The organism is Microbispora cellulosiformans (genome assembly GCF_008728085.1).
GTDB lineage: Bacteria > Actinomycetota > Actinomycetes > Streptosporangiales > Streptosporangiaceae > Microbispora > Microbispora amethystogenes.
In genome coordinates, this window is sequence record NZ_VYTZ01000001.1 from 667564 (window position 1) to 692503 (window position 24940).

Genomic DNA, 24940 nt, shown 5'->3' on the forward strand with positions numbered 1-24940 from the left:
GTCATTTTCCGATTCCGTCGGCGAGGCCCTTGACGATGTACCGCTGGCCGGCGAAGAACAGCAGCACCACCGGGACGGCGGCGATCGTCATGCCGGCGAAGACGACGGGGAAGTCGGTGCCGTGCTTGCTCATCAGGCTCATCAGGCCGACGGGAAGAGTCTGCACGCCGGCGCCGCTGGTGAACACCATCGCGAAGAGATACTCGTTCCAGGCGAACAGGATGTGCAGCAGGACCGTCGACACGATGATCGGCTTGCACATCGGGAGGGTGATCCGCCAGAACGCGGTCCACCGCCCGCAGCCGTCCATCTCCGCCGCCTCGTCCACCTCGCGCGGCAGGTCCAGCATGTACGCCCGGATGAGGAACGTGGTGAACGGCACCCGGAAGGCCGTGTAGAGGATGAGCAGCGCCCAGAAGCTGTTGTACAGCCCCATGGACTGGAACATCTTGACCAGCGGGACCAGCGCCACGCTCGGGGCGAGCATCAGCCCGCCCAGGATGACGCCGGTGACCGCCTTGCCGAACGGGATGGCCACCCGGGTCAGCCCGTACGCCGCCCACGCGCTGAAGAAGACCGTCGTGACGGTCGACGTCACGGTGACCAGGATGCTGGTGGTGAGGTAGTTGCTGACTCCGCGGTTCCACGCCTTCTGGTAGCTGTCGAAGCTCCAGTGGGAGGGCAGCGCGAAGGGGTTGCCGAAGATCTCGCTGTTGGTCTTGAACCCGTTGACCAGCATCCACAGCAGCGGATAGACCACCACCACCGCGAGGCAGAGCAGGAACGACCACAGCAACAGGCGGGCGATCACCCCGAGGAAGCCGACGCGACTCACCACTCCACCCTTCTCCTGCGGGCGACCCACAGCTGTGCGACGGCGATGGCGAGCGTGACCACGAAGATGACCGTCGCGATCGCGGCCGCGTAGCCGAAGTCGTTGCGGACGAAGCCGCTGCGGTACAGCCAGGTGCCCAGCACCTGGGTCGAGTTGTTCGGCCCGCCTCCGGTCATGACCATGACCTCGTTGAACACCTGGAACGCCCCCGAGATCGTGACCATGATCATCACGCCGGTCATCTCGCGTACCAGGGGAAGGGTCACGTGGAAGAAGCGGCGGACGGGCCCGGTGCCGTCGATCGCCGCGGCCTGGTAGATCTCGCGCGGGATGCGCTGGATCGCGACCGCGAACAGCAGGGTCGAGTAGCCGAAGCCCTGCCACTGGCTCATCGCGATGATCGCCGGCATGGCCGTGCCCTCCTCGCCGAGCCAGGAGTGCCGGAGCCCGCCGAGGCCCACCCCATGCAGCAGGTGGTTGAGCACCCCGAGGTTGGGTTCGTAGATGAAGTAGAAGAGCAGGCCGGCGACGGTCAGCGAGATCGCGCTGGGGATGAAGTAGACGGCCCGCAGGGCGCGCTGCCACCTCTCGCCGCGCACGCCCTCGATGAGCGCCGCGAGCACGAGCGCGCCGAACACCTGGAACGCGATCGACACCACCGTGTAGAGCACGTTGTTGCCGAGCGACTTCCAGAAGACCGGGTCGTCCACGAGCTTGCCGTAGTTGGCGAGCCCGACGTACTTCTGGCTCCCGCTGAAGATGTCCCACTTGAGCGTGCTGAACCCGAAGTTCTCCACCAGCGGGAAGTACACGAACACCCCGACCATCGCGAGGGCGGGGACCACCCACGCGAGCCCGGCGGCCCGTCTGCTCATGGCGCGCACCGGCCTGCCCTCCCGGCTACTTCGCCGCGGCCGAGGCCTGGCGCACGCTGTCGAGCACCTGCTCGGGGGTCTTGCTCCCGGTGATCAGCGCCTCGCCGCCGGACAGCCACGTGTCGGCGACCTCGGGGACGGTGACCGTGTCGAGCCACGCGGCCAGCTTCGGCGCCTTGTTGACGAGCTCGATGCCCTCGTAGACCGCCTTGCTGGAGGTCTCGGGCGTGACGGCGCCGATGACCGTGCTGGGCTGGCCGTACGGCGGCGACGAGAGCGCCTGGGCGTTCTTCGTGCTCGTGACGAACTTCATGAAGTCGATGGCGAGCGGGACGCGCGGCGAGGCGGCGTTGACGAGATAGCCCTCGGGAGAGCCCTCGACGATCGACGGGTCGCCGGCCGCGCCCTGCGGCGCCGGGAGCTGGAAGATCCCGAAGTCGTCGGGGTCGAGCTTGCCCTTGGCCGTCTCGTTGTCGAACTCCAGGATCTCCTGGTAGTACATCGCGGACTTGCCGTCGGCGAACGCCTCCTGCGCGGAGGTGTACAGCACGCCGTTGGTGCCGCTCTTGGTGTCGGTGCAGGTGTCGACCAGGGTCTTGAACTGGCCGAGGGCCTTCGTGTAGCCGGGGTCGTCGAGCTTGGCCGTCTCCGGCTTGAGGTCCGCCTCGAAGGCCGCCGTCGGCACGTTGTACGCGAAGAGCTGCTGCAGGTAGTGCAGGGCCGGCCAGCCGTCCTTGTTGCCGAAGGAGACGGGCTCGTACCCGGCCTTGCGGAGCGCCGCGCAGCTTCCGATGAGCTCCTCGAACGTCTTCGGCACCTGGACCCCGGCCTTGGCGAAGGCGGCCTTGTTGTAGCCCATGAACTTGCCGTTGCCGTAGAGCGGGATGCCGTAGTTCTTGCCGTCGTAGGCGAAGGCCGACAGGGCGCCGGGGCTGAAGGTCTTGCCCCAGTCGGTGTCGGGGCCGATCACGCCGGTGAGGTCGGCCGCCCGGCCGCCGCGGACGAAGTTCTCCGCCCAGTTGCCGGTCCACGTGAAGTAGATGTCGGGCAGGGCGTTCGAGGCCGTGAGCGTCTTCGTCTTGTCCTTGATGCTCTGGTCGGTCTCCTGGATGAGCTGGATCTTCACGCCGGGATGGAGCTTCTCGTACTCCGCCGCCAGGTTCTCGAAGTAGGGCCCGGTGGGGTCTCCGGCGAACTTCGTCAGGATGCTCAGCGTGCCCGAGTATTCGGGGCTGGCGGCGGCGTCCGCCGCGGGAGCCTGGTCCGCCTGCCCGCCGCCGGTGCAGCCGGTCAGGACGAGCACCGACGTCCCGGCGAGTGCCGCGAACGCCGTCAGTGCACGAGGGCGCATGGGCTTCCTTTCTCTCGGGGGGTCTTCTCGAGGTCCTGTCTGGATCTCTTGGGGAGAGGAGGGACCGCCGGTGCCTGGGCACCCGAGATCCGCCGGGACGCGCTGCCGACACGACCCGTTCATTGACGGGTGACTGTACAGAGCATGTGATACCGGTACCAGACCCAAGCAAGAAGATTTTTTCTCCGCAGACCCCTCAGTCTCCCCAATCTCGATGAAACAGCAGATCACAGGGTTAGCATCCGCAAAATTCCCTCCCGGTGTTGACTCCCGCCCGGCAGGTGTGCCAGCGTCACCTCTGCGTGAGACCGGTATCAGGCAGGACGGCGCCCCGGTCCGCGGGCAATCCCGAAAGGACGCGAAAGCATGCTCGGATTCAACGAGCCGGAATTCCTCTCCCAGATGGCGAGCGCGGTGGCGTTGCGGCCCCAGATCGAGGAACTCGTCGATCGGCTCGTGGACGAGGGATTCGACAACCTCTACCTGGTCGGCGCCGGCGGCACCTACGCGCAGATGTGGCCCTACGAGCGGCTGGCGCGGCAGCGTTCCACCTTCGACGTGCGCGCGGTCATCGCGGCGGAGCTCATCGCCGCGGGCGAGGCGTCGCTCGGCGAGCGCTCGGTGGCCGTCTTCACCTCGGCCTCCGGCACGACCGACGACACCGTGCGGGCCATCGACTACTGCAAGGCCAAGGGCGTCCACACGATCGGCATCACGGGTTACCCCGACTCGCCCGTCGCGAAGAACGTGGACACCGTGCTGCTCACCGAGCCCAAGGCGTGGCCGTTCGACCCGCAGATGCTGATCCTCATGACCCGCCTGCTGTCCCGGCGGGGCGAGTTCGAGGGCTACGAGAAGCTCGCCGCCGAGCTCGACAAGCTCCCGCAGATCCTGCTGGAGGTGGCGAAGCAGACCGAGCCGGTCGCCGAGAAGTTCGCCGACGACCACAAGGACACCGGCTACTACTTCCTCATCGGCGGCGGCAACCTGTGGGCGTACGCCTACCTGTACTCCATGTGCATCCTGGAGGAGATGCAGTGGCTGCGCACCACGCGGGTGCACAGCGCCGAGTTCTTCCACGGCTCGCTCGAACTGCTCGAAGAGGACACCAGCGTCATCGTCTTCCAGGGCGAGGACGAGGCGCGGGGGCTCACCGAGCGCGCGGCGAACTTCGCCAAGCGCATCTCCAAGGACGTCACGGTCTTCGACACCAAGGACTACCCGCTCGACGGGATCAGCCCCGAGTTCCGCGGGCTGCTCGGCCCGCTGGTCCACGACGTGGCGACGGGCCGCGTGAGCAAGCACCTGGAGAGGGTGCGCGACCACTCCCTCGAACTGCGCCGCTACTACCGCGTCATGGACTACTGACCGTCATTCCCCCACCCCGGGCCTCCGCCGTGCGCCGTGCACGCGCGGGGGCCCGCCCCACAGGAGCCCGTCCATGAGAGTCCTCGGCTTCGGCGACAACATCGTCGACCGGTTCGTCGACCGCGGCATCGAGTATCCCGGCGGCAACAGCGTGAACGTGGCCGTCTACGCCCACCGCCTCGGCCTCGACGCCGCCTATCTGGGCGTGTTCGGCGACGACGAGCTCGGCGGCTTCCTGCGCGCGTCGATCTCCGCGCAGGGCGTCGCGACCGACCGCTGCGTCGTACGGGCCGGGGAGAGCGGCGTCTCGACCCTGCGCGTCGACGACGGCGAACGGATCTTCCTCGGCTTCAACGGCGGCGGCGTCACGACCAGGGAGCCGATCATCCTCGACGACGACCTCCTGCGGTACGCCGCCTCCTTCGACCTGGTGCACTCCAGCGTGTACTCCGCCGCGGAGAGCGAACTGCCGAAGCTGGCCGGTCTGGACACGCTGGTGAGCTACGACCTGTCCAGCGAGGACGAGTTCCGCACCCCGGCGTACCTCGACCGGATCTGCCCGCACGCCGACCTGGTGCTGCTGTCGTGCTCGCACCTCGGCGAGGCCGCCACCCGCGCCCTGCTCGCCGACGCCGTACGGCGGGGCGCGGGGCTCGCGCTCGCCACCCGGGGCGAGGAGGGGGCCATCGCCCACGATGGGCGGGTCACGCTCGCGGCGCCCGCGCGGCGGGTCACCGAGCCCGGCCTGATGGTCGACACCATGGGCTGCGGCGACGCCTTCCTCGCCGGGTTCGTGGCCCACCTGCTGCGCGCCGGATGGCGGGCGGGGGCGGCGCCGGGACCGGACGCGATCGGGAGCGCCCTGCGCGCCGGCGCGCGCTCGGCCCACGACCAGTGCCTGGTCGAAGGCGCCTTCGGCCACGGGCGGCCCGTCGTGGCTACCATGTGGCCATCTGGTGATCGCGAGAAGTGAGGACGCCGGACATGCCGACTGACCGGGGCCAGGCCGCCGGAAGGCCGACGATCTCCGAGGTGGCCGCCGAGGCCGGCGTCGGACGGGCGACCGCCGCCCGCACGCTCGGCAATTACGGGCACGTCAGCCCCGAGTTGCGCAAGCGCGTGCTCGCGGCCGCCGACAAGCTCGGCTACCGCGCCAACGCGCTCGCCCGCAGCATGTCGACGGGCGTGAGCCACACCATCGGGGTGATCGTCGCCGACATCGGCAACCCCTTCTTCGCCGGAGTGGTGCGCGGCATCTGCGACGCCTCCCGGGCCGGGGGCTTCGACACGATCGTGCTGAGCACGTACGAGGACCTCGACGAGGAGATCGCCGCCACGAACGTGCTGATCGACAAGCGCGTGGACGGCATGATCATCGCGTCCGCCGCCGTCGGCGGCCGGGACGTCGGCCACATCAAGGAGGCGCTGAACCGCGGCGTCCCCGTCGTCCTCGTCGACCGGGCCGTCCCGTCGCTCGACCTCGACGCGGTCGTCATCGACAACCGCGACGCGGCGCGCGAGGCGGTCGAGCGGCTGATCGCGGCGGGGCACCGGCGGATCGGCTTCGTGTGGGGACCGCCCATGGACCGGCCTCCCGCGACCCGCCGCGAACTGCTGGAGGCGGCGTCCCGCAACCTGTGGACCGACGGCGAGCGCCTGCGCGGCTACCTGGACGCGCTCGACGACGCGCGGATCCCCTTCGATCCCGACCTGGTGATGGTCGGGCGCAAGCTGGAGGAACGGGTCACCGAGGAGGTCGCCCGCATGGTCGCCCTGCCCGACCGCATCACCGCGCTGTTCTGCACGGAGACCGACGCGGTCACCGGAGCCCTGCGCGCCCTGCGGGCCGCCGGCCTCGCCTACCCGCGCGACGTCGCCCTGATCGGGTTCGACGACAGCGCGTGGGCGGCGGTCATGGACCCGCCGCTCACGATGATCGAGCAGCCCGTGCACGACCTCGGGGCGAAGGCGGCCCAGGTGCTCCTCGACGGCATCCGGGGTGGCGAGCCCGTCCGGGAGACGCACACGCTGCGCTCCCGCCTCGTCGAGCGCGCCTCCGTCGCCCCGCCGCCGTCCCCGCCCGCGTGATCCCGCCGTCGCCTCAGGGGATCAGGCGCGGAGCAGTTCGGGGGTGCGCTGCTGGGGCAGGCCGGCGAGCCGGCGCTGGCCCTCGGTCAGCAGGGCGGCGATCGGCCCCGGCTCGCGCAGCCGGGTGAGCCGGTCGCGGTTGTACTTGCGCTGCCGCGCCGCACGGCGCTTGCCCACCGCCGCCTTGTACGCGCTGACGTGGTCGCGGTCGGCCTTGCGCGCGCCACTCAGCTCGTAGCCGTACGCGGTGAGCCGCTCGCCCAGCACCTCCTCGCACAGCGAGATCTCCCAGGGCTCCAGCCGGGAGGCCCACTTGCCGGAGTGGGCGGTGGTCACCTCCTCGTGCGTGTTGCTGTGCCACACCTTGTGCCGGGGAACGGCCAGCTCTGCGATGTGGCGGGGCTCGCACATCGCCGGGTCGTAGTCCTCGCCGAGGAACCCGCACAGCTTCTTGAGCTCGGTCTCCGGGTCGGCCGTGAGGTCCTCGTAACGCAGCTCGTAGAAGCCGCCCGGTGGCAGCTTGCGCGCGTTCCGCCGGCCGAAGTCGACCGCCTCGGCCCAGTTGGCCATCGCGTGCACGGCGTCCTCCTTGTACCAGGGCATCTGCTTCAGCGAGGCCACGCAGTCGCGGCCGTCCCTGACGAGATGGACGAACTGCGCGTCGGGGAACAGCCGCATGAGCATCTCGACGTGCCGGTAGTAGCTGGGCCGCTTGTCGCCCCAGCGCGGCTTGCCGAAGCGCTCGGCATAGCACTTGAAGACCATGCCGACGACCGAGCCGAAGCTGCCCGGGCCGAGCATGGCCGCCTGGACGAAGTCGGGCCGGCTCAGCCCGAGCTCGTGGAACTTGGTGGTCCGGCCCTCGGCGATCCAGCCCGCCAGCCGACGCCGGTTGTCGGCGAGGCGCATGTCGCCGTACGCGCGGCGGGAGAAGTAGGCCGGGACGAGGAACCGCGTCTCCGGCGGCACGGCGATGCGCGGGTGCGAGTGCAGCATCAGCTGGAGCATGGTGGTGCCGGAGCGCGGGCAGCCGACGACGAAGACAGGCCTGTCCGAATGCATGAGATCAATCCCCCGTGTGAAGTTGCCAGGCGTACGGCCGCCGCCCTCCCCCGGGCGCGTCCGTGACGCGGGTCCCACGGCGCGTGCCGTGCGAACGTGTGGAGCCGGCCGCCGGGGCCGGTCAGATCATGATCTTCTCGCGCTCCGCGGCGGTGCTCGGCACCTGGCGGGCCGCCAGCCAGACGCGGTAGACGAGGCTCATCTCGAAGACCAGCAGCAACCCCCCGGCCACGACGGAGACCGGCACCAGGGCCCGGGCCCCGAGCAGCGGGCCCACCACGAAGACCGCGGCGTGGAACTCGATGCCGCTCATCACGTGGGTCCGCACCCGCCGCCGCACCAGGAAGACCCGGAGCCGGTCGTACCAGGGGAAGCGGGCGTGGAACGCCTTCTGCAGGTCGACGACCGTGGCGCCGTCCCCGGCCGCGGCCTCGCCGGCGGCCTGCCCGAGCTCGGTGCGCGGCCGGGCGCGCAGGACGCTCTCGGCGAGCACGCACTGCCCGTCCAGGCGCGCCTCGACGAGCGCGCGGGTGGCGTCCTTCACCCGTTTGAGCTGCGGGCCGTTGATGTAGCGGAACAGGTCGAGCACGACGACGCCCACCGCGGCGAGCACGAACTCCGGGTCCCCCGATCGGGAGTACTCCCCGAACCCCCAGCCGAAGGCGCAGCACACCACCCGCACCCGGTCGCCGACGTAGTCGAGCCACAGCCCGAAGGGCGTCCCCGTGCCCTTCAGCCTGGCGATCTTCCCGTCCATGCAGTCGACCGTGAAGCTCAGGTAGAACAAAGCCGCCCCGGCGACGAGCATGCCCTCCGCGAAGGCGGCCGCCGAGGCGAAGCCGACCAGCATCGACAGCCTGGTCAGGCCGTTCGGCGTGACGGAGGTGTGGTTGGCCGCGAGCAGCGCGAGTCGGCAGGCGAGCGGATCGACCATGAAGACGGTCCACCACGAGTCCCTCGGCTTGCGCGTCGCGAGGATGTCGTTCAGCGTGAAGCCTCCCATGAAGGCAACAATGACTACAAGCGGTAGCCGTTCGCCTGCTCTTCTGTAACAGAGAGGGCATCTCGTTGCCACTTCTTGACCGGCATCCCAAGTAGGTAAACCATCCCCCAATCCGGTGGCCGATCCATTACAGTCCGTGTCCGAGGGGGAGGCCATGCCCGTTGTCACGTTGTACCGGCGGCTGCAGGGGCGGTTGCGCGGTCGGCTGCCGGCCGTGGAGCCCACCACACCCAAGGCCGCGCTCATCCGGGCCGACGCGAGCCCGTTGCAGGCCCAGCGCGAGACGCTGGACGTGGTCTGCGCCCTGCTGGCCGGGGCGGCGGTGCCGTACTTCTGCGTGCGCCCGCTGCCCGACCGCCCGCCGGTGGTCGCGGTGCCCGAGGAGGACCGCGACCGCGCGCTCACCGCGCTCGCCGCGGGCGCCCACCCGCTGTTCGCCGCGCGGCAGCCGTACGGCAGGCCGGGGGCGCGGGCCCAGGCCGACGCGGGGCGGATGCGCCCGGTGCGGCGGGCCGCTCCACTGCTGGGCGACGCCAGGGTCGTGCGGCTGGCCATGTATTTCGCCAGCCCGTCGCGGACCCTCACGCTCGGCCCCGAAAGCGGCCTCGACCTGGAGTTCTGGGCCCGCGAGGGCGACGACCTGGTCGGGCCGCGGCCCAACCCGGCGTGCGACCGCGTCCCGGCCGACGGCCCGGTGGCGGAGGGCGGCGAGGAGCTGTTCCTGCCCCTCGCGTGCCCGGCCCGCCGCGCCCGCGCCTACCGGACCCGTCCGGAGTTCCTCCGGCGGCTGCTGGACGACATCGACTTCCCGATCGACGCCGTCTACACGTGGGTGGACGGCGCCGACCCCGCCTGGCGGGCCCGCCGCGACGAGGCGCAGCGCGAGGAGGCGCGGCGCGTCGGCGGCCCGCTGAGCGAGATGGCGACCACCGAGGCGCGGTTCACCAGCCGGGACGAGCTTCGCTACTCGCTGCGCTCCCTGCTGATGCACGCCCCCTGGATCAACCGGATATGGATCGTCACCGACGGCCAGACGCCCCCGTGGCTCGACACCACCCACCCGATGGTGTCGGTGGTCGACCACAAGGAGATCTTCACCGACACGTCGGTGCTGCCGGTGTTCAACTCGCACGCCATCGAGACCCAGCTTCACCACATCGAGGGGCTCAGCGAGCACTTCCTCTACTTCAACGACGACTTCTTCCTCGGCCGGCCGCTGGCGCCGCGCACGTTCTTCGAGGGCAACGGGATCACCCGGTTCTTCCCCAGCACGGTCCACGTGCCCTTCGGCGTGCCGGAGGCCGAGGAGTCCCCGGTGCACGCGGCCGGGATGAACAACCGGCGCATCCTGGAGGACCTCAGCGGCCGGACGATCACGCAGAAGCTGAAGCACGTGCCGTACGCGCTGCGCCGGTCGCTGATGTACGAGATCGAGGAGCGCTTCGCCGCCGAGTTCCAGGCGACGGCCCGCAGCAGGTTCCGCACGTCGCGGGACATCTCGGTGGTGTCCTCGCTGGCGCACTACTACGGCTATCTCAGCGGGCGGGCCGTCCCCGGGCTGGTCGACTACACGTACGTGGATCTCTCCCTGCCCAAGACGCCCGCCCGGCTGCGCCGCATGCTCGCCCGGCGCAGGCACGACGTGTTCTGCCTGAACGACACGTCGCCGACCGACGACGAGCAGGACGCGCTGCTCGCGCGGTTCCTGGAGGCCTACTTCCCGACCCCGGCGCCGTTCGAGCGGTGAGCCCGGCGGCCCCCGCCGCGCCCTGCCGTCACCCCCCATCGCCACTCACTGCCGCCGCCCGCCGTCACCTCTCGGCCTGGCCTATGCTCCTGTCCCGCCTGCCGCGCCTCTCGCGCCCGCAGCGTTCGCCCGGGTGTCGCCGCGCGCCTCGTACCTCTCGGCGTACATGCCGCGCGAGGTCCAGCGCCCGGCCGGGACGAACGCGCGGGTCACCACGTCGAGCCGGCGGCCGGTGAGGCCCGCCTTGCCGGTGTGGCCGACGACCCAGAGCGTACGCAGCCCCGCGAGGTGGGCGGCCAGCACTCGGGGGCCGGCCTCGCGGCCCGCGAAGCTGCCGTCCCGTTCCGGTGACCGCACCAGCGCGACGTCACTCAGCCTGCCGAAGACCGACGGATAGACCGTGACGTATTTCCGGACCTTCGCGGGCACGAACATCACCCCGTCCCCCGGCCGCGCGGCGGAGGCCAGCAGCGCCAGGACCGGACGCGGGTCGTCCTGCCTGCCGTCCGGCCCGCGTGTGGCGAGCTGCCCCGGCACCGACAGCCCGATCCAGGCGGCCAGCGCGGCGACGGCAACGCCGGTGGGCAGCGCGGCGAGACCCGCACCGGCCAGCAGCGCCGCCGCCGGGACGCAGCAGAGGACGTACCGGAAGACGTACACGGGATGCGCGGCCCACGACGCCACCAACAGCACCGCCACGGGAATGAGCAGCCACGGCACGGTCACCCGCACCAGGGCCGCGTGCCCCCCGGCGCCCCGCCACCCCGCCTCGAACGGGTCGCCCCACTCGCCCGCCCCCACCTTGGCCCGGCATGCGGGGCTCGCGGCGCGGGCGGCCCGTGTGGCGCGGATGCCGTTGACCAGACCGAGGAGGAGACCGAGGAGGGCGAGACCCCAAGCCAGCGGGGCGACCCCGAGGGCCGTGAGCGCGGCGACGCCGAGCGGCCCCGGTGGAGCGAGCCCCGGCCAGCGCGGCGGGGTCGTCGCACCGAGATCCCCGAACATCTGGACGGCGAGCCGTCCGACGTCGGCCGCCTCCGGCCGGCGGATCCAGCTCACCTGCGCGCCCTGCCCGGAGCCGAGCCAGGCCAGCGGCGCCACGGCCGCCGACGACGCCGCCGTCGCACAGGCCCAGCGCGCGAGCGGCCCCCGTGACAGGACCACGACCACGCCGTGGGCCCCCGCGACCAGGAACGCGAAGAGGTTGAGGTAGGCGAGGACGGTCAGCGCCACCGCGTATCCGGCCAGCGCCGCCGGGGTGGGCGACCGCAGCACGCGCAGGAGCAGCAGCGTCACACCGACGGCCGCGGCCGTCGTCATCGCGTACGGCCGCGCTTCCTGGACATACCTGGAGAAGATGGGCATGAGGGCCAGGAGCGTCCCGCCGTACAGGCCCGCCCGGGGATGGCCGAGCGCGCGGCCGAGTGCGCCGGTCCCGGCGGCGGCCAGCGCCCCCGCGAGGACCGACGGCAGCCGCAGCGCCACCTCGGCCGTGCCGAAGACACCGGCGACCATGTGCATCAGCGCGTAGTAGAGGCCGTGGACGGCGTCGACCGACCGCAGCAGGTGGGCCGTCTGCGGGAGGGTGCGTACGGCCGCGCTCACGGTGGCGGCCTCATCGCGCCACAGCGGCGGGCCGCCGAGGTCCCACAGCCCGGCGGCAAGCGCGAGCACGGCCGGAACGGCGGTGACGGCCGACGGCCTTCGCACCCGGCCCGCCACCGCACCGGCCCTCACAAGGAACGTCCGTACCCGGCCCGCCCGCGCATCGGCCCTCGCGCGAAACGCGTCCACCCCACCCGTCGGCACGCCGGCCCTCCCGAGGAACGCCCGCGCCCGGCCCGCCCGCGCCCGCGCTGATCGTGGGGGTGTGGGGCTGGAGGCGTCGGGAGCGGCGGCGCGGCCGCCGGCGCGCTCGCTCACGGCAGCATGCGCGTGACCACGCGCGCCGAGGCGTGCCCGTCGTCCCAGGGGCAGAACCTTCGGGCGAACTCCTCGTAACGCGCCGCGAAGGGCCCGAGGTCGCCGTACCGCAGCACGTCGAGCAGGTCGTCGCCGGTCCTGACGACCGGCCCGGGGGCCACGGCCTCGAAGTCGAGATAGAAGCCGCGCACCTCGTCCCGGTAGCGCTCCAGATCGGGGGCGAAGAACACCATCGGCCTCCCGGTGCAGGCGAAGTCGAACATCGCCGACGAGTAGTCGGTGACCAGCACGTCCGCGGCCGCCAGCAGGTCGGCCATATCCGGAAATTTCGAGATGTCGCGGACCCGGTGGCCGAGTCCCTCGGGGATCGCCAGATGCCGCGCCACCAGATAGTGGGCTCGTACGAGCAGCAGGTCGTCGTCGTCCAGCGCCCGGGCCGCCCGGGTGAGGTCCAGGGCGAGCCGGCCCGCGCCCTCCGGCTCGTCGTCCCGCCAGGTGGGGGCGTAGAGGACGACCCGCCGGTCGTCCGGCACGCCCAGCCGCCGCCGTACCGCCCGGGCGCGTGCGGGGTCGAACAGCACGTCGTTGCGGGGATAGCCCGACTCCAGGACCTCACCCGCGTAGCCGAACGCGCGGCGCAACGCGGAGGTCGCGAACGGGCTCGGCGACAGCAGCAGGTCCCAGGTCGCCACCTGCCGCGTCAGCTCCGCCCGCGGCGCCTGCCGCGCGTACGGCATGCCCTCCAGGTCGAGCCCCAGACGCTTGAGCGGCGTGCCGTGCCACGTCTGCACGACGGTCTGGCCGCGCGGCTTGTGATACCAGCCCGGCTGCGTGCGCCGGTTGGCCACGACGAAGCGGCTGGTGCTCAGCGCCTCCTGGTGCTCGCGTGAGCCGTGCAGGACCAGGCGCACGCCCGGGGGCACCGTGAACTGCCCGTCCCGGGTGACCCAGACGATCTCGACATCGGGGTGACGGCGCGCCAGTTCCTCCGACACGGCCCGGGGGTTGCACGAATACTGGCCGCCGCCGTAACTGTCGAAGACGGCCGCGTTCCGCAACGCCGTCCGTCGCCCGGTGCGGCCGCTCGTGCGGGACCGGGCCGCGGCCAGGCGCCTGCGCGTGGCGTACGGCCCCCGTTCGTGCGGGCCGAGAGCCGGCCGCACCGCGAGGCTGAGCGCGCCGTCGCGGGCCGTACGGAAGGAGACCTCGTGCAGCCCGGCGACATGCGGCCGGGGCGGGTCGGCGATCAGGGCCGGGCCGAGCCGGACGCGCTCGTCCCCGGCGAGCACCCGCCAGGTGCCGGCGGCGAGCGGCAGCCCGTCGGCCGTCCTGCCGATCACGGCCGTCCATCCGTTCTCGTCCTGACGGACCGGCCAGGAGTGGCGTTCGGCGCCGCGCTCCAAAGCGATCCGGTCACCGGGGAACCGGCCCGGCCCCTCCAGGACCAGCTCCCCCGCGTCCGTCCAGCGCACAGCGCCGACGTGCCCGACGTCGGATTTGGTGAGCGGGCCGTCGGCGGCACCGACCGTGAGTGTGAGGCCTCGCTCGTGCGTGAGGGAGACCCGCACGCCCGCGACGTCGAAGACGCGCTCGCCCGGCGCCCCGGTCGCCCGGCCCGCCCGGGTCACGCCCCGCGCCCGGACCCGCGCGTGCAGCGCCCACCGGCCGGGAGGCAGGGTGTCGAGGGCGATGACGGCCTCGAAGCCGGAGTCGTCGTGGCACACGACCGACTGCCGGGAGTCGGCGGTCACGTCGGGCCTGTGGATCCGCCGCACCGGCAGGGCGATCCGCTCCTCCTCCCGCTGCAGCCACACCTCGAACCGGCCGCGTCCGCTGTCCAGGTGGGCGATGTACGCGTGGCCGGTCAGCAGGAGTTTGCCGCCTGACGGCCGTACGTCGTCGGCGCGGGCGACCAGCCGCAGGTCGCGGGTCGCGTCGAACAGCGAACGCGGGAGCCGGGGGTCGCGGCGGAAGGGATAGTCGAGATACCAGCGGCGGTGGACCAGCCCGCGCCGGAGCACTCCCCTGTGCCTGATCTCCGACTCGGCGAACATCCGCAGCTCCGCCAGCTCGCCGGTCATACCGTGCGCCGCGAAGTGGATGCGGAGCCGCGCGAGGACCGGCAGCCGTTCGACCGCGCCGGGGTCCAGGCGGCCCAGGGCCTCGGCGAGCCCGTCCGGGACCCGGTCGCGTACGGCGTCCAGCACCGCTTCGAGGTCGGGCCCCTCGGTGAGGCGCAGGTCGTAGGCCGCACGCAGTCGCGGCGCGTGCCGACCGAGCAGGTCCGACACCTCCAGCATGGCCCGCAGGCGGCGCAGCGGATCGGCCGGCGGCCGGGACCCGCGCGTGAGGCAGACCACGTCGCCGAGCACGTCGGCCGAGGTGGACAGCACGTGCGCGGGGATCGTCACCGGGAAGTCCTCGCCCAGCCCCGCGGGGAAGGCGAACCCGTGCTTGTTCCAGAACTCCCGGCGGAACACCGTGCCGCCCGCCCGTGGGTCGTCCAGCAGCTTCGGGTGCCGGGTGATGTGCGTACGCAACCGCGCCGCCGCCCCGGCTCTCGATCCCGCCCCCGACGTACGTCCCGTTTCCGTGGTGGTCCCGCCGGAGGCGTACGGGCTCCAGCGGCGGATCCTGCCGCAGGCGAGGTCCGAGCCGGTGTGGTCGAGGGCGTCGACCAGCATGCGGTAGGCGTCGGCGGGGACGACCGAACCGGGGTCGGCGAAGGCGAGGTAGCGGCCGGTGGCGAAGGCCGCGCCCGCGTTCCGGGCCGCGCCGGGATCGTCACCGCCGTCGCCGAGCGCGAGCAGCGTGAACCCCGGGCCGGGCGGCCGCAGACCCTCCAGCCGTCCGGCGAGGATCACCTCGATGTCGTCGAGAGTCTGGGCGTGCAGGGACTTGAGGCACTCCTCGGCGTGTTCCTCCCCGCCGTGCAGCGGGACGACCACCGAGAGCCTGGGAGGCTCCGTCACGCCGTCAGGATGCCGATGCGCGGCGGCACGCCACCCGGCCCATCCCCATTGCTTTGCGATCGCTTTACGCGCTCTTGACCCGCGAGCCGGCCCCACGATCGCCAGGGGCGCGACCGACGTCTTCGACCCCTGATCGTCGAAGAGCGGCACGCGTATCGCGGTGGCCAGCCGAACAGGTGGTCAGCCGAACAGGGCGTCCACCAGGCGGCGGGCGGCCTGTCCGTCGGCCATCGGGCGATACCTCGCCAGGAACGCGGCGTACGCGTCCCGGTGCTTGTCCGCCACCTCGTCCAGGTGCGTGAGCGCGTCGAGCACCGCGTCCTCCGCCCCGGCGCCACCGCGCAGCACCGGCCCCGGCGCCTCGGGCAGAAGCCACAGATCCCGCGGCCGCCCGGCATGCAGGAGCACCGGGCGTCCCGTCACGGCGAAGTCGAACACCGCCGCCACGTCCCCGGTGACCAGGATGTCGGCGGCGAGGTACAGCTCGTGCGGGTCCGGATGGCCGCTGACGTCCCGCAGGCGGACGGCATCCGGCCCGGCGGCCGCCGGATGGCGGACTAGCAGGACGTGGCCTTCCGGAAGCCCGGCCGCCAGGCGCCCGGCGTCGAGCGTGTCGTGCTCCCCTGCGGCGTACAGCAGCACGCGGGCGTGCTCCGGCAGGCCGAGGCGGCACCGCACCTCCGCGGCGCGGTCGCGGGCGTCGGGGCCGGTCAGCAGGTCGTCGCACGGCAGGCCGGTCTCCGGCACCTCTCCCTCGAAGCCGGGCGTCCGCCGCAGCAGCGGCGTCCACCACGGGCCCGCGGACACGAGATGGGTCCACTGACCCGCCCCGGGGACGCCGGCCGCGTCCGTGGACGTACGCCCGGGCTCAGTGGGCACAGACTCGGCAGACCCAGGCTCGGTGGACACAGGCTCGGTGGGCGCAGGCCACTGCCAGGTGAGCACAGGCCCCTGCCAGGTCTGTACGACCACCTGGCCGGGCCTGCGCTCGAACCACGGTGGCAGCGGCGCGTCGGTGACGATGTAGCGGCACCGGGCGAGGGCCTCATAGTGCTCCCGCCCCAATGTGCGCACCGGTTCGATGTCGCCGGGCAGGGCGACCTGGCCGTCCCGCACGTTCCACAGCAACGGCACGTCGGTCCCCCGGCGGCGCAGTTCCTCGCACACCGCCCTCGGGCTGCCGCCGAAACGGGTGCCGCCTCCCCCGTCGAACAGGACGGCGTCCCGCAGTGGCCGTCCCCGCATCTGCGGGTATGTCCGCGTGCGCAGCGTCCGCTGGGCCTTCTTTCCGCGCTCGTCGGCGGTCAGGTCGCCGCTCACCGTCAGCACGGCACGACCCGGGCCCGGCACGACGATCCCGAACGTACGGCGGGCCGTCTGGTGGATCGCCGGCACGTCGGTGTCGAACTCCAACGGCAGGTCCACCGGCTTGGCCCGCTCGATCGCCCCCAGAGGCTCCAGAGGCACAGTCGGTTCGACGGGCACGATCGGTGTCAGCGGCGCGAACGGCACGACCGGCTCCAACGGCCCCAGCGGTTCCGGCCGGACGGGTGGTTCCGGCCTTCCGGCGGCCCCGGCCGACGCCTGCGAACCCGGCGCCTGCGAACCCGGCGCGCGCGGGTCCAGCGCGCGGGGATCCGGGACCGGACGGGCGCGCACCGAGAGCGCATACCGCCCGCGGGGCAGCGACAGCCGCCCGGCGGGGCCGGCAACCTCTTCGGGCGTGAGCCGCGCCCGGAACCGGGTGCCGGAGCCCTCGATCGGCAGCGACCACTCGCCGTACCCGGTGACGACGGGGTCGAGCGCGGTCACCACCAGCGCGGACACCTCGTGCGGCACGGCGAGACCACCCTCGATGAGCAGTTCACCGCCGGGAAGCCACTCGGCGAGGTCGGCGTACGCCGCCATGGGCTGGTCGCGCAGGACCAGGCCGCCGGTCCGGTCGCGGAACACGACGATCTCCCGGCCGGCCGGTCCGCCCAGCCCGTACCGGCCGAGCGGCACGTCGTCGGCGACGGTCACCGGCGTCGCCTCCCCGCCCGCGGCCCGCACCTCGACCTCCCAGCACGTGTACGGCACGGCGACCTCCGCCGGCACCGTGTGCCGGGACGCGGGCAGCAGGTCGCGCAGATCGACCACGGCCTCGAACGTGCGCCGGTCGACGTTCACGGGGTACGTACGGGGAATCCCGCCGGGACGCCGGGTGACCTGGAGCACCGGGCATGGACCGAGGTCGTTGACGACGTGGCCCACGAGTCGCAGGCGGCCGTCGCGCACCTCGCCGGTGACCACCCGCGCGGTCTCCCGAACGGCGCGCAGGACCAGGTCACCCGTCTCGCCGAGCAGCGGCGCGACGTAGTGGTCGGGGCCCACGCTCCGGTAGCCCGCCTCCACCACGGACGCGGCGGCGGCGCGCGGATCGGACAACCGCCCGCGTCGGACGACCCCCCGGTGGAGGACTCGAAGCTCGACGTGCCACCGCCCGAGCCTGCCCGGCCGGGCGAGCACCCCTGGGTCGATCGCGAGCCGGAAGCCGCCCCAGTCCCGTTCCGCGCCCTTCGCCGTCACCCGGGCCCTGGTGACGGCGGCCGGGACCCGGATCCGGCGTCCGGTCCGCTCGTGGACGAGCGCGGCGAAGACCTGCTGGTGGATGCGCCGGGTCGGGCGGAGGTACGGCGGAGCCGTCCGGCCCTCGACCACGAGCACGCCGTCCTCCCACCGGATCGCGTCGATGCGGTGCCGGGGGACGAGTTCGTCCCTGGCCCTGGTGACGGCGGCCGGGATGTCGCGTACAGAGTCGCGCTCGGGGTCACGCTGGGAGTCGCGCGCGAGGGGGACGTTCAGGTGGTGGCCTCCCATCCTGCGGACGAGCCGCCGGTCTGGCTCCACCTCCCGGTCCCAGGCGAGGACGTCCAGCAGGTCGGCGAGGCGGCGTTCCCGCACCAGGTGCCACTCCACCCGCCGCAGGGCGGGCAGGTCGTCGAGTACGCATGACGCCACCTCGTCGAGATAGCGGCCGGCGAGGTCGAGGAAGCGGTCCTGGAAGGCGGGGGACCCCTGGTCGAGCACGTCGAGGAAGTTCGTCAGGTCGGCGTCGAGAACGGCGTGGTCCCAGGCGTGGATGTGCGCGGTGAAGTTGTGCTCGCTCAGGAAACGGCGCACTTCGGTGACGGCGGCGAACCGGCCCTCCAGATGCCCGGCCCGCGTCTTGTCCTGCGTGATCGAAGGGGCGATCGAAGGAACGGCCGAAGGGGTGACCGAGGGAGTCGCCGAGGGACCGCCGCCCTCGCGCCGCCGCCAGAGGTAGACCGGGGCGGGCAGCACGTCGGCCGACCGCGCCAGGAAGTGGGCGCGCAGCGCCACCGCGATGTCCTCGTACAGGACGCCCTCAGGGAAGGCGAAGCCGTGGGCGTCCCAGAACGAACGACGCCAAAGCTTGTTGGTGACCAGGCGGTCGCGCAGCAGCGCGTGCCTGCGGGTGATGTGGGTGGCGTCCGCCGCGTCGGCGAAGACGGGCCGGTGCATGGCCGACTGGCGGGCGCCCCGGCCGTCCAGCCGCAGCACGTTGCCGGTGGCGAGGTCGGACCCGGTCCGCTCCAGGGCGGCCAGGAGGTATTCGAGGGCGTGCGCGGGCAGCAGGTCGTCGCTGTCGAGGAACATGAGGTGGTCCCCGGTCGCGTGACGCACCCCCGTGTTGCGTGCCGCACCGAGCCCCGCGTTGGCCTGGCGGATCAACCTGAAGCGCGCGTCCTTCTCGGCGAACTCGGCGGCGATGCCGGCGCTGCCGTCGGGCGATCCGTCGTCGACCATGACGACCTCGACGTCCTCCCAGGTCTGCGCGGCGACCGAGGCCAGACAGGCGGCGAGGTACGGTTCCACGTCGTAGATCGGGACGATCACACTGATGCGGGGCACGGGCGGTCCTTTCGCACGAGGGCGCGCAGGCGCCGGCGCAGCAGGCGGGCGGTGCGGCGCAACGGCCGTGCCCCGGAACGGGCGGACTCGCTCCCGGCGCCCGGCGTGGCACCGGAACCACCCGTCCAGGCGCGGCCGGGGCCAGGCGGGGCGGCGCCCCCGGCACCCCCGGCGCCCCCGGCACTGCCTGCACTCTCCGCGCTCCCGGCGGGCAGGAGTCCCCACTTGTCGCCGGCGTCCCACACCGTGCCGAACATCTCGTGGATCAGGTCGTCGAGGTCGTCTCCGGGCCGGGCGCAGCGGCGGGCGCGGGTGACGGCGGCCGTCCGCTCCAGCCGGGCGTGGACGACCTCGCCGTCCTCCCGTTCGTCGAGTGCGAGGGAGACGATCCCCAGCCGCTGCCGGTCGGCGTGCTTGACGACCGCCCCGATGGTGCCGCGCGACGGGACCCAGCCCGGCGGGCAGTGGAATCGGAACGGCACCGGGAAGCAGTCGTCCGGCACGGTCTCGCGGAACCGGACCCTGGGCTCGCCCTCGTAGCAGGCCAGCATCAGGCGCAGGTCGAGCGACGAATCGCCGAGGGGGTCCCGCCGTCCGCCGCGGAGCCGCCCCCACGGCCCGGTTACGGTCACCCGCACGTCCGGCAGGCGCCCCGCGAGCACGCCGTCGACCGTCGCCCTGACCTCCTCGAACGACGCGTCCCCCACGTCGACCACGACCTCGACGTACGGCACGAGGTAGGTGCGGTGCGGGTGCCTGCGCAGCCAGCGGAAGACGGGCACGCGTTCGGCGAGGTAGGGCCAGTTGTGCCGCTTCACCTCCGGCTCACGGCGCATCACGGTCGAGCGGCCGAGATGCCAGCAGCGGGCGCCGCGGTCGGGCACGAAGACGGCCCCCGCCTGGGCGAGCCGGTAGCCCAGTTCGGTGTCCTCGCCGAGGACGAGCGACGCGTCCAGGCCCCCGGCGGCCCGCAGCAACGACGCGGGCAGCGACGCCGTCGCCCCCACCATGACGGAGAACGCGGTGAAGCCCGCCGCGCGCAGGTCGTCGGTCTGGTCCCAGCGCCCCTCGGTCCACTGCGGGGTGGCGTCCTCCTCGGCGAACAGCTTGTCCACCGCGCCCGCCTCGACGGCGGCGAGCACCTCGCTCGCCGGGATCTCGTCCAGGCCCGGCACGAACCTCAGGTGCCCGAGCACGACCAGGTGGTCCGCGAGGTGGTGCCAGCGCATCTGGGCCTCGACGTGTTCGGGGAACAGCACGAGGTCGGCGTCGAGAAAGAGGATCACCTGGCCCTCGGCCGCCTCCGCCCCGGCCGCGCAGGCGCTCGCCCTCCCCCACGAGCCGGCGCGCGGACGGACCACGCGCAGCCGTTCCGGCACCGGCCACGCGGAGGGTGGCGGCGCGGGCCGCTCGCCGTCGTCCACCACCACGACCTCCATCAGGTGGGCCGGGTAGGTCTGCCGGGCCAGGCTCGCCAGCGTCAGCGGCAGCGTGTGCTCCGCGCGGTGGGCGGGGATGACCACGCTCACTGTGAGCGTGGGGGTCCACTCCCCCGGCGCCGGCGGCTGCCCGAGCACCCCGTAGTCGTTGAGCGGGATGCGCACGCCCCCCGTCACGTCCTCACCTCCGCCCGCCATGGGGCACCGTCCTTCATCAGACCGTTGAAGACCAGCCCGCGCCACTGCTCCTGGTAGGACGCGAGGAACGACTGCACCGGCTGCCGCCAGGTGTGGCCGTACGCGCTGCGGCGGCGCAGCAGGTAGCCGAACCCGTGGGTGCGGTAGATCCGGCCGCCCGCCGTCTCGACGGCCTGCAGAAGCTGGCCGTCGACCGTCCTCGGCAGCGGCCGGAAGCCGCCGGCCGCCTCGAACGCGGCCCGGGTGACCAGCATCGTCCCCCCGGCCACCAGCGGCGCGAAGCGCTCGGTGCCGATGCACCGCCTGATCGTCACGTCGAGTTGCTCCAGGTAGACGAACTCCGCGGCCGACCCGACCAGGTCGGCTCCGCTGTAGAGCCGGGCGAGCAGGAGATCGGCGAGGTGGTCGGGGCCGTACCAGTCGTCGTCGTCCACCTTCGCGAGGTACGACCCGGACGCGGCGGCCGCCATCCGGTTCAGGACCTCGCCGAACGGCGTCGTCCCGGGCGCCTCGATCACGGTGACCGGCAACGACGTGCGCGGAAGCGGCGCCTCCCGCGCGGTGAAGCCGTGGAGCCCCACGATCAGTTCGGCCGTCACGCCGCGCTGGCGCTCCATCTGCTCCAACGCGAACGGAAGCATCTCCGGGCGGCGGGTGCACAGCAGGATCGACACCCGTGGTGGCGGCGGTGCGGACAGGCCGGCTTCCGCGGCGAGCCGCCGCCAGCACGCGGCGGAGCCGTGCTCGCGCAGCGCGGTCCTGCGCAGCCGGATGCTGATTTCCTCGCGGCGCAGGTCGCACGCGAGCGCCTCGGTGGTCACGGTGGCGAGGACGGCGGCGAGCGCGGAGCCGAGCGCCTCGTCCCGCGCCGGGTCGGGCTCGGCCAGCACCGGGACCCCGGCGGCCGCCAGCGCGGCCACGACACGCGCCACGACCGGCGCGGACCCGGCAAACATGGGCGCAGCAGACGCGAACCCAGCGGCCGCAGACCCAGCGGAAGCCAACCCGGCAGACGTGGGCACCGCGACTCCGCGGATGTCGCGCAGGCGGGCGACGTCCACATCCGTGACGCGCCCGCTCGGCGGCAGCCGTACGAGAGTCGTGGAGCCGCAGGTGAGGGCGAACCCGTCCCGGTGCGGTACGAGTTCCGCGACCCCCTCCTCCGGGTGCGGCCGGAACCCGATCGGGTTGACGACGGCCTCGTCCACCGGCGGGACGCGGGAGGCGCCGGCTCGCACGCGCAGGTCGCAGCCGGGGGCGTCGCGGCGGTCCGGCACCGGGCCGTCCGCGGGCGCGAGGGTGGCGTTGGCGTCGCCGGGCCGCCACTCGGCCGCGCCCATACCCGCCAGCCCGGCCACGGGCGTGGTGGTCCCGGCCGTGCCGAAGAGGCCGTACGCGACGTGGGCCAGGATCTCCCCGGCGGCGACGGGCTCGCTGAAGGCGGCATCCAGGTGCCAGCCGCGCCCGCGGCGGGCGACCCGTAGCCCGGTCAGCAGGCGCCAGCAGGACGCCTGCCCGGTGGCCGGGAGCGGCCGGCCCGCCCAGGGCGGCACGTCCGCGACGGCGATCCGCACGCGCGGCGCCCGCGGCAGCAGGGCCCTCAGCGGTACGGCCCTACGAAGGTCGGCCGGGGACCGTGCCGCGAGCACCACGCACCCCGTCTCCAACACAGACGCGGTCTCCAGCACGCACCCCGTCTCCAGCACGGACGCGGTCTCCGCCACTGCGGCCTCCCACGAAAGCGCGGGCTTCTCCACGGGACCGGTCTCCCGCGAGTGCGCAGTCTCCGGCACAAGACCGGTCTCCCGCACAGGGGCGGTCTCCTGCGCGGGCGCGGGGACGGGAAGGTCCTCCAGCGGTGTCCACGGGCCGGAGAAGCCCTCGACGAGGCGGCCGAGCAGCGACGGACAGGATTCGAAGCCGATCCACGTCCCCCACGCCGACCGGGTGGCGGTTCGCCTCACCCGCCCTCCTCACGCTGCGTGGTTCCTCATCCGACCGGCCCAGCATCGCGAACCGCACCCGCGCGGGAGTCGCCTTAGTCCCTTCCTTGGCCGAAGGTTTGCCGGCTCCCGGCCCTGACTCGACGCCGGATGTCCATGCCGGATTTGCATGCCCGAACCGGACTGGAGGGGATGAAGTGGCGGCGGACGCGTTACGATGCCGCCTTGTAGATTTCCGAGGAGTACCCCCCATGGCCGTACGTCGTCTGATCCCTCTCGCGGTCGCGTGCGCCCTCGCGACGACCGCCCTCCCTGCCCCCGCCCATGCTCGCGCGGCCCGTGAGCCGTTCTGCGCGACCCACAAGTGCATCGCCCTGACCTTCGACGATGGTCCGGGCCAGTACAACCAGGCGCTGCTGAAGACCCTCGCCAAGTACAAGGCGAAGGCCACGTTCTTCCTCATCGGCTCCGAGGTGAAGAAGCACCCGAAGCTCACCCAGGCCATCGCCAAGGCCGGCCACGAGATCGGCAACCACTCGTGGGACGGCAGGTATCTGACCGAGCTCACATACGCCGAGATCAACAAGAAGATCGGCGACACCCAGCGGCTGATCACGAAGACGACCGGGAAGGCGCCGGTGGTCTTCCGCGCGCCCGGCGGGCTGCGCAACGGCGGCGTGGAGGAGATCACCGCCAAGTTCGGGCTCGTCCAGATCCCGGGCACGTCCGCCACGAAGGACTACATCAAGGACTACCGGGACGTGGACCTCCTCACCTCACGGGCCCTGGAGGTGGCCGGGGAGGGCGAGGTCGTCCTGATGCACGAGACGGTCAAGGAGACCGTGGACTCGATGCCGAAGGTGCTCAAGGAGCTGACCGCCCAGGGCTACCACTTCGTCACCGTGTCCACCCTGCTGGAGGGCGAGGAGCTCATCCCGGGACAGGTATATCCCGACCCGACGCGTGACTCGATGACGATGACCGTCGAGTGATCCGCCGGCCCAGACGCTGGGCCGGCGACTCCACGAAGCGGTAGGTCAGCCAGCTCAGCGTGAGCATCCCCGCGAGGTAGCCGAGCGCGAGGGCCGCCCGGCCGGTGTCCGTCACCGACTTCAGGTCGCCGACGAGCGCGTTGAGATACTTCAGCAGCGGATGGTGCAGCAGGTACACCGAATAGCTGATCAGGCCGAGCCAGGTCAGCACGCCGGGGACGCGCCTGCCGCGCAGCGCCATGCCGATCGCGAACGTCACCCCGGCGAGCACGATCGTCGTGATCCAGACGTCGGGCTGCACCCACCACCAGCCGGCCTGCGCCGACCACACGGGCGCGGCGGCCACGAGGACCGCCGCGGCCACGACCGGGCCGAGCCCGGCCGTGCCCCGCTCCCACCGGTACAGCGCCGTCCCCGTGAACATCACCGCGAGGATGGCCGCGCCGAACCACGGCACGAAGCTGCCGAACAGCAGCAGCACGAGCGCCATCAGGCCCAGCGCGTACGCCGCGACCGTGCGGAACCGGCCCGTGATCAGGCAGGCGAGGCCCGCGACGAACACCACACTGGCCGCGACGGCCGGCCAGTGGCCGGGCAGCAGCGGCGCCGAGAGCACCAGCCCGGCGGCGACCGCGATCACCCCGAAAACGATCGCCAGCGTCCCGCTGCGCCGGTGCATCCCGCCCGCGAACAACGCGGTCACCAGCAGGTAGAACACCATCTCGTACGACAGCGTCCACATCGGGTCGGCGACGGCGCCGATGTGGACGACGTCGAGCAGCATGCTCAGGTGCGCGGCCACGGCCGAGGGATGGCGGGGCACCTCCTGGCGCACCGGCACCCAGACCGCCATGACCAGCACGAAGACGATCACGAGCAGATAGAGGGGATACAGGCGGAAGACCCGGCTGATCCAGAACGCGCCGACGTCGCCCCTCTTCTCCAGGGACGCGGGGATGATGTACCCGCTGACCAGGAAGAAGACCAGCACGCCGTACATGCCCAGGTTGAACCAGTAGGGGCGGAGCGACGGCATCACCCAGGGAAGCGCGTGCTCGGCGACCACCGCCATCGCGCCGATCCCGCGCAGCGCGTCGAGCCAGGCCAGCCGACCGGCCCCGGCGGAGCGTCCGGCAGGGCTTTGGGCAGAACTCTCGGCAGGACGATCGGCAGCGTGCGGTGGCGTGGCGTCAGGCCGCGGGGTCTCGCGCTCTGTGGCAGTCACCGAG

General features: G+C 72.7%; 16 protein-coding genes. 5 read left to right on the plus strand and 11 right to left on the minus strand.

Annotation, left to right across the window (positions count from 1 at the left end):
• Position 1: 1 nt before the first annotated feature.
• From F5972_RS02730 to F5972_RS02740, 3 genes are read right to left on the minus strand one after another with little or no spacing between them, the layout of a single operon-like run.
• Positions 2–835 carry a carbohydrate ABC transporter permease gene (locus tag F5972_RS02730; protein WP_225311111.1) on the minus strand — a complete coding sequence of 278 codons (834 nt, stop codon included), beginning with the start codon at positions 833–835 and terminating at the stop codon, positions 2–4.
• Complete coding sequence (locus tag F5972_RS02735) at positions 832–1710, minus strand: carbohydrate ABC transporter permease (protein ID WP_150930720.1); 879 nt, start codon at positions 1708–1710, stop codon at positions 832–834. The genes F5972_RS02730 and F5972_RS02735 overlap by 4 nt, the downstream gene beginning before the upstream one ends.
• Before the next feature lie 25 nt (positions 1711–1735).
• A complete protein-coding gene (locus tag F5972_RS02740; RefSeq protein ID WP_150930722.1) occupies positions 1736–3061 on the minus strand; it encodes an ABC transporter substrate-binding protein in 1326 nt (441 codons plus the stop codon).
• A gap of 366 nt (positions 3062–3427) precedes the next feature.
• Here F5972_RS02740 and F5972_RS02745 point away from each other — a divergent pair, with 366 nt between their 5' ends.
• From F5972_RS02745 to F5972_RS02755, 3 genes are all read left to right on the plus strand, one after another.
• Positions 3428–4429, plus strand: coding sequence for an SIS domain-containing protein (locus F5972_RS02745; RefSeq protein ID WP_150930724.1), 1002 nt, complete (start codon positions 3428–3430; stop codon positions 4427–4429).
• A gap of 73 nt (positions 4430–4502) precedes the next feature.
• A complete protein-coding gene (locus tag F5972_RS02750; protein ID WP_150930726.1) occupies positions 4503–5402 on the plus strand; it encodes a PfkB family carbohydrate kinase in 900 nt (299 codons plus the stop codon).
• A gap of 11 nt (positions 5403–5413) precedes the next feature.
• Positions 5414–6517, plus strand: a complete 1104-nt coding sequence (locus tag F5972_RS02755; RefSeq protein WP_150930728.1) for a LacI family DNA-binding transcriptional regulator — start codon at positions 5414–5416, stop codon at positions 6515–6517.
• Between the two features lie 21 nt (positions 6518–6538).
• On the opposite strand, the gene F5972_RS02760 is transcribed toward F5972_RS02755, so the two are convergent.
• Both F5972_RS02760 and F5972_RS02765 read right to left on the minus strand, forming a co-directional pair.
• A complete protein-coding gene (locus tag F5972_RS02760; RefSeq protein ID WP_150930730.1) occupies positions 6539–7579 on the minus strand; it encodes a sulfotransferase family protein in 1041 nt (346 codons plus the stop codon).
• 121 nt (positions 7580–7700) lie between these two features.
• Positions 7701–8582 carry a CDP-alcohol phosphatidyltransferase family protein gene (locus F5972_RS02765; protein ID WP_150930732.1) on the minus strand — a complete coding sequence of 294 codons (882 nt, stop codon included), beginning with the start codon at positions 8580–8582 and terminating at the stop codon, positions 7701–7703.
• Positions 8583–8736: 154 nt separating this feature from the next.
• Here F5972_RS02765 and F5972_RS02770 point away from each other — a divergent pair, with 154 nt between their 5' ends.
• Entirely contained in the window at positions 8737–10329 is a 1593-nt protein-coding gene (locus tag F5972_RS02770) for a stealth family protein (protein ID WP_150930734.1), read from the plus strand.
• A gap of 81 nt (positions 10330–10410) precedes the next feature.
• Here F5972_RS02770 and F5972_RS02775 read toward each other — a convergent pair whose 3' ends face one another.
• The 5 genes from F5972_RS02775 to F5972_RS02795 all read right to left on the minus strand — a co-directional run bounded on the left by F5972_RS02775 (position 10411) and on the right by F5972_RS02795 (position 22740).
• Positions 10411–12252: a glycosyltransferase family 39 protein gene (locus F5972_RS02775; protein ID WP_150930736.1), complete on the minus strand. Its 1842-nt coding sequence runs from the start codon at positions 12250–12252 to the stop codon at positions 10411–10413.
• Complete coding sequence (locus tag F5972_RS02780) at positions 12249–15224, minus strand: bifunctional glycosyltransferase/CDP-glycerol:glycerophosphate glycerophosphotransferase (protein ID WP_150930738.1); 2976 nt, start codon at positions 15222–15224, stop codon at positions 12249–12251. The genes F5972_RS02775 and F5972_RS02780 overlap by 4 nt, the downstream gene beginning before the upstream one ends.
• Positions 15225–15404: 180 nt before the next feature.
• Positions 15405–19139: a bifunctional glycosyltransferase/CDP-glycerol:glycerophosphate glycerophosphotransferase gene (locus tag F5972_RS02785; protein WP_150930740.1), complete on the minus strand. Its 3735-nt coding sequence runs from the start codon at positions 19137–19139 to the stop codon at positions 15405–15407.
• Positions 19121–20755, minus strand: coding sequence for a glycosyltransferase (locus tag F5972_RS02790; protein WP_191909911.1), 1635 nt, complete (start codon positions 20753–20755; stop codon positions 19121–19123). The genes F5972_RS02785 and F5972_RS02790 overlap by 19 nt, the downstream gene beginning before the upstream one ends.
• Positions 20752–22740: a glycosyltransferase gene (locus F5972_RS02795; protein ID WP_150930744.1), complete on the minus strand. Its 1989-nt coding sequence runs from the start codon at positions 22738–22740 to the stop codon at positions 20752–20754. The genes F5972_RS02790 and F5972_RS02795 overlap by 4 nt, the downstream gene beginning before the upstream one ends.
• A gap of 230 nt (positions 22741–22970) precedes the next feature.
• Between F5972_RS02795 and F5972_RS02800 the strand changes: the two genes are divergently transcribed.
• Positions 22971–23711, plus strand: coding sequence for a polysaccharide deacetylase family protein (locus tag F5972_RS02800; RefSeq protein ID WP_150930746.1), 741 nt, complete (start codon positions 22971–22973; stop codon positions 23709–23711).
• On the opposite strand, the gene F5972_RS02805 is transcribed toward F5972_RS02800, so the two are convergent.
• A complete protein-coding gene (locus F5972_RS02805) occupies positions 23650–24936 on the minus strand; it encodes an acyltransferase family protein (protein WP_225311112.1) in 1287 nt (428 codons plus the stop codon). The two genes, F5972_RS02800 and F5972_RS02805, sit on opposite strands and share 62 nt — an antisense overlap.
• Positions 24937–24940 lie beyond the last annotated feature (4 nt).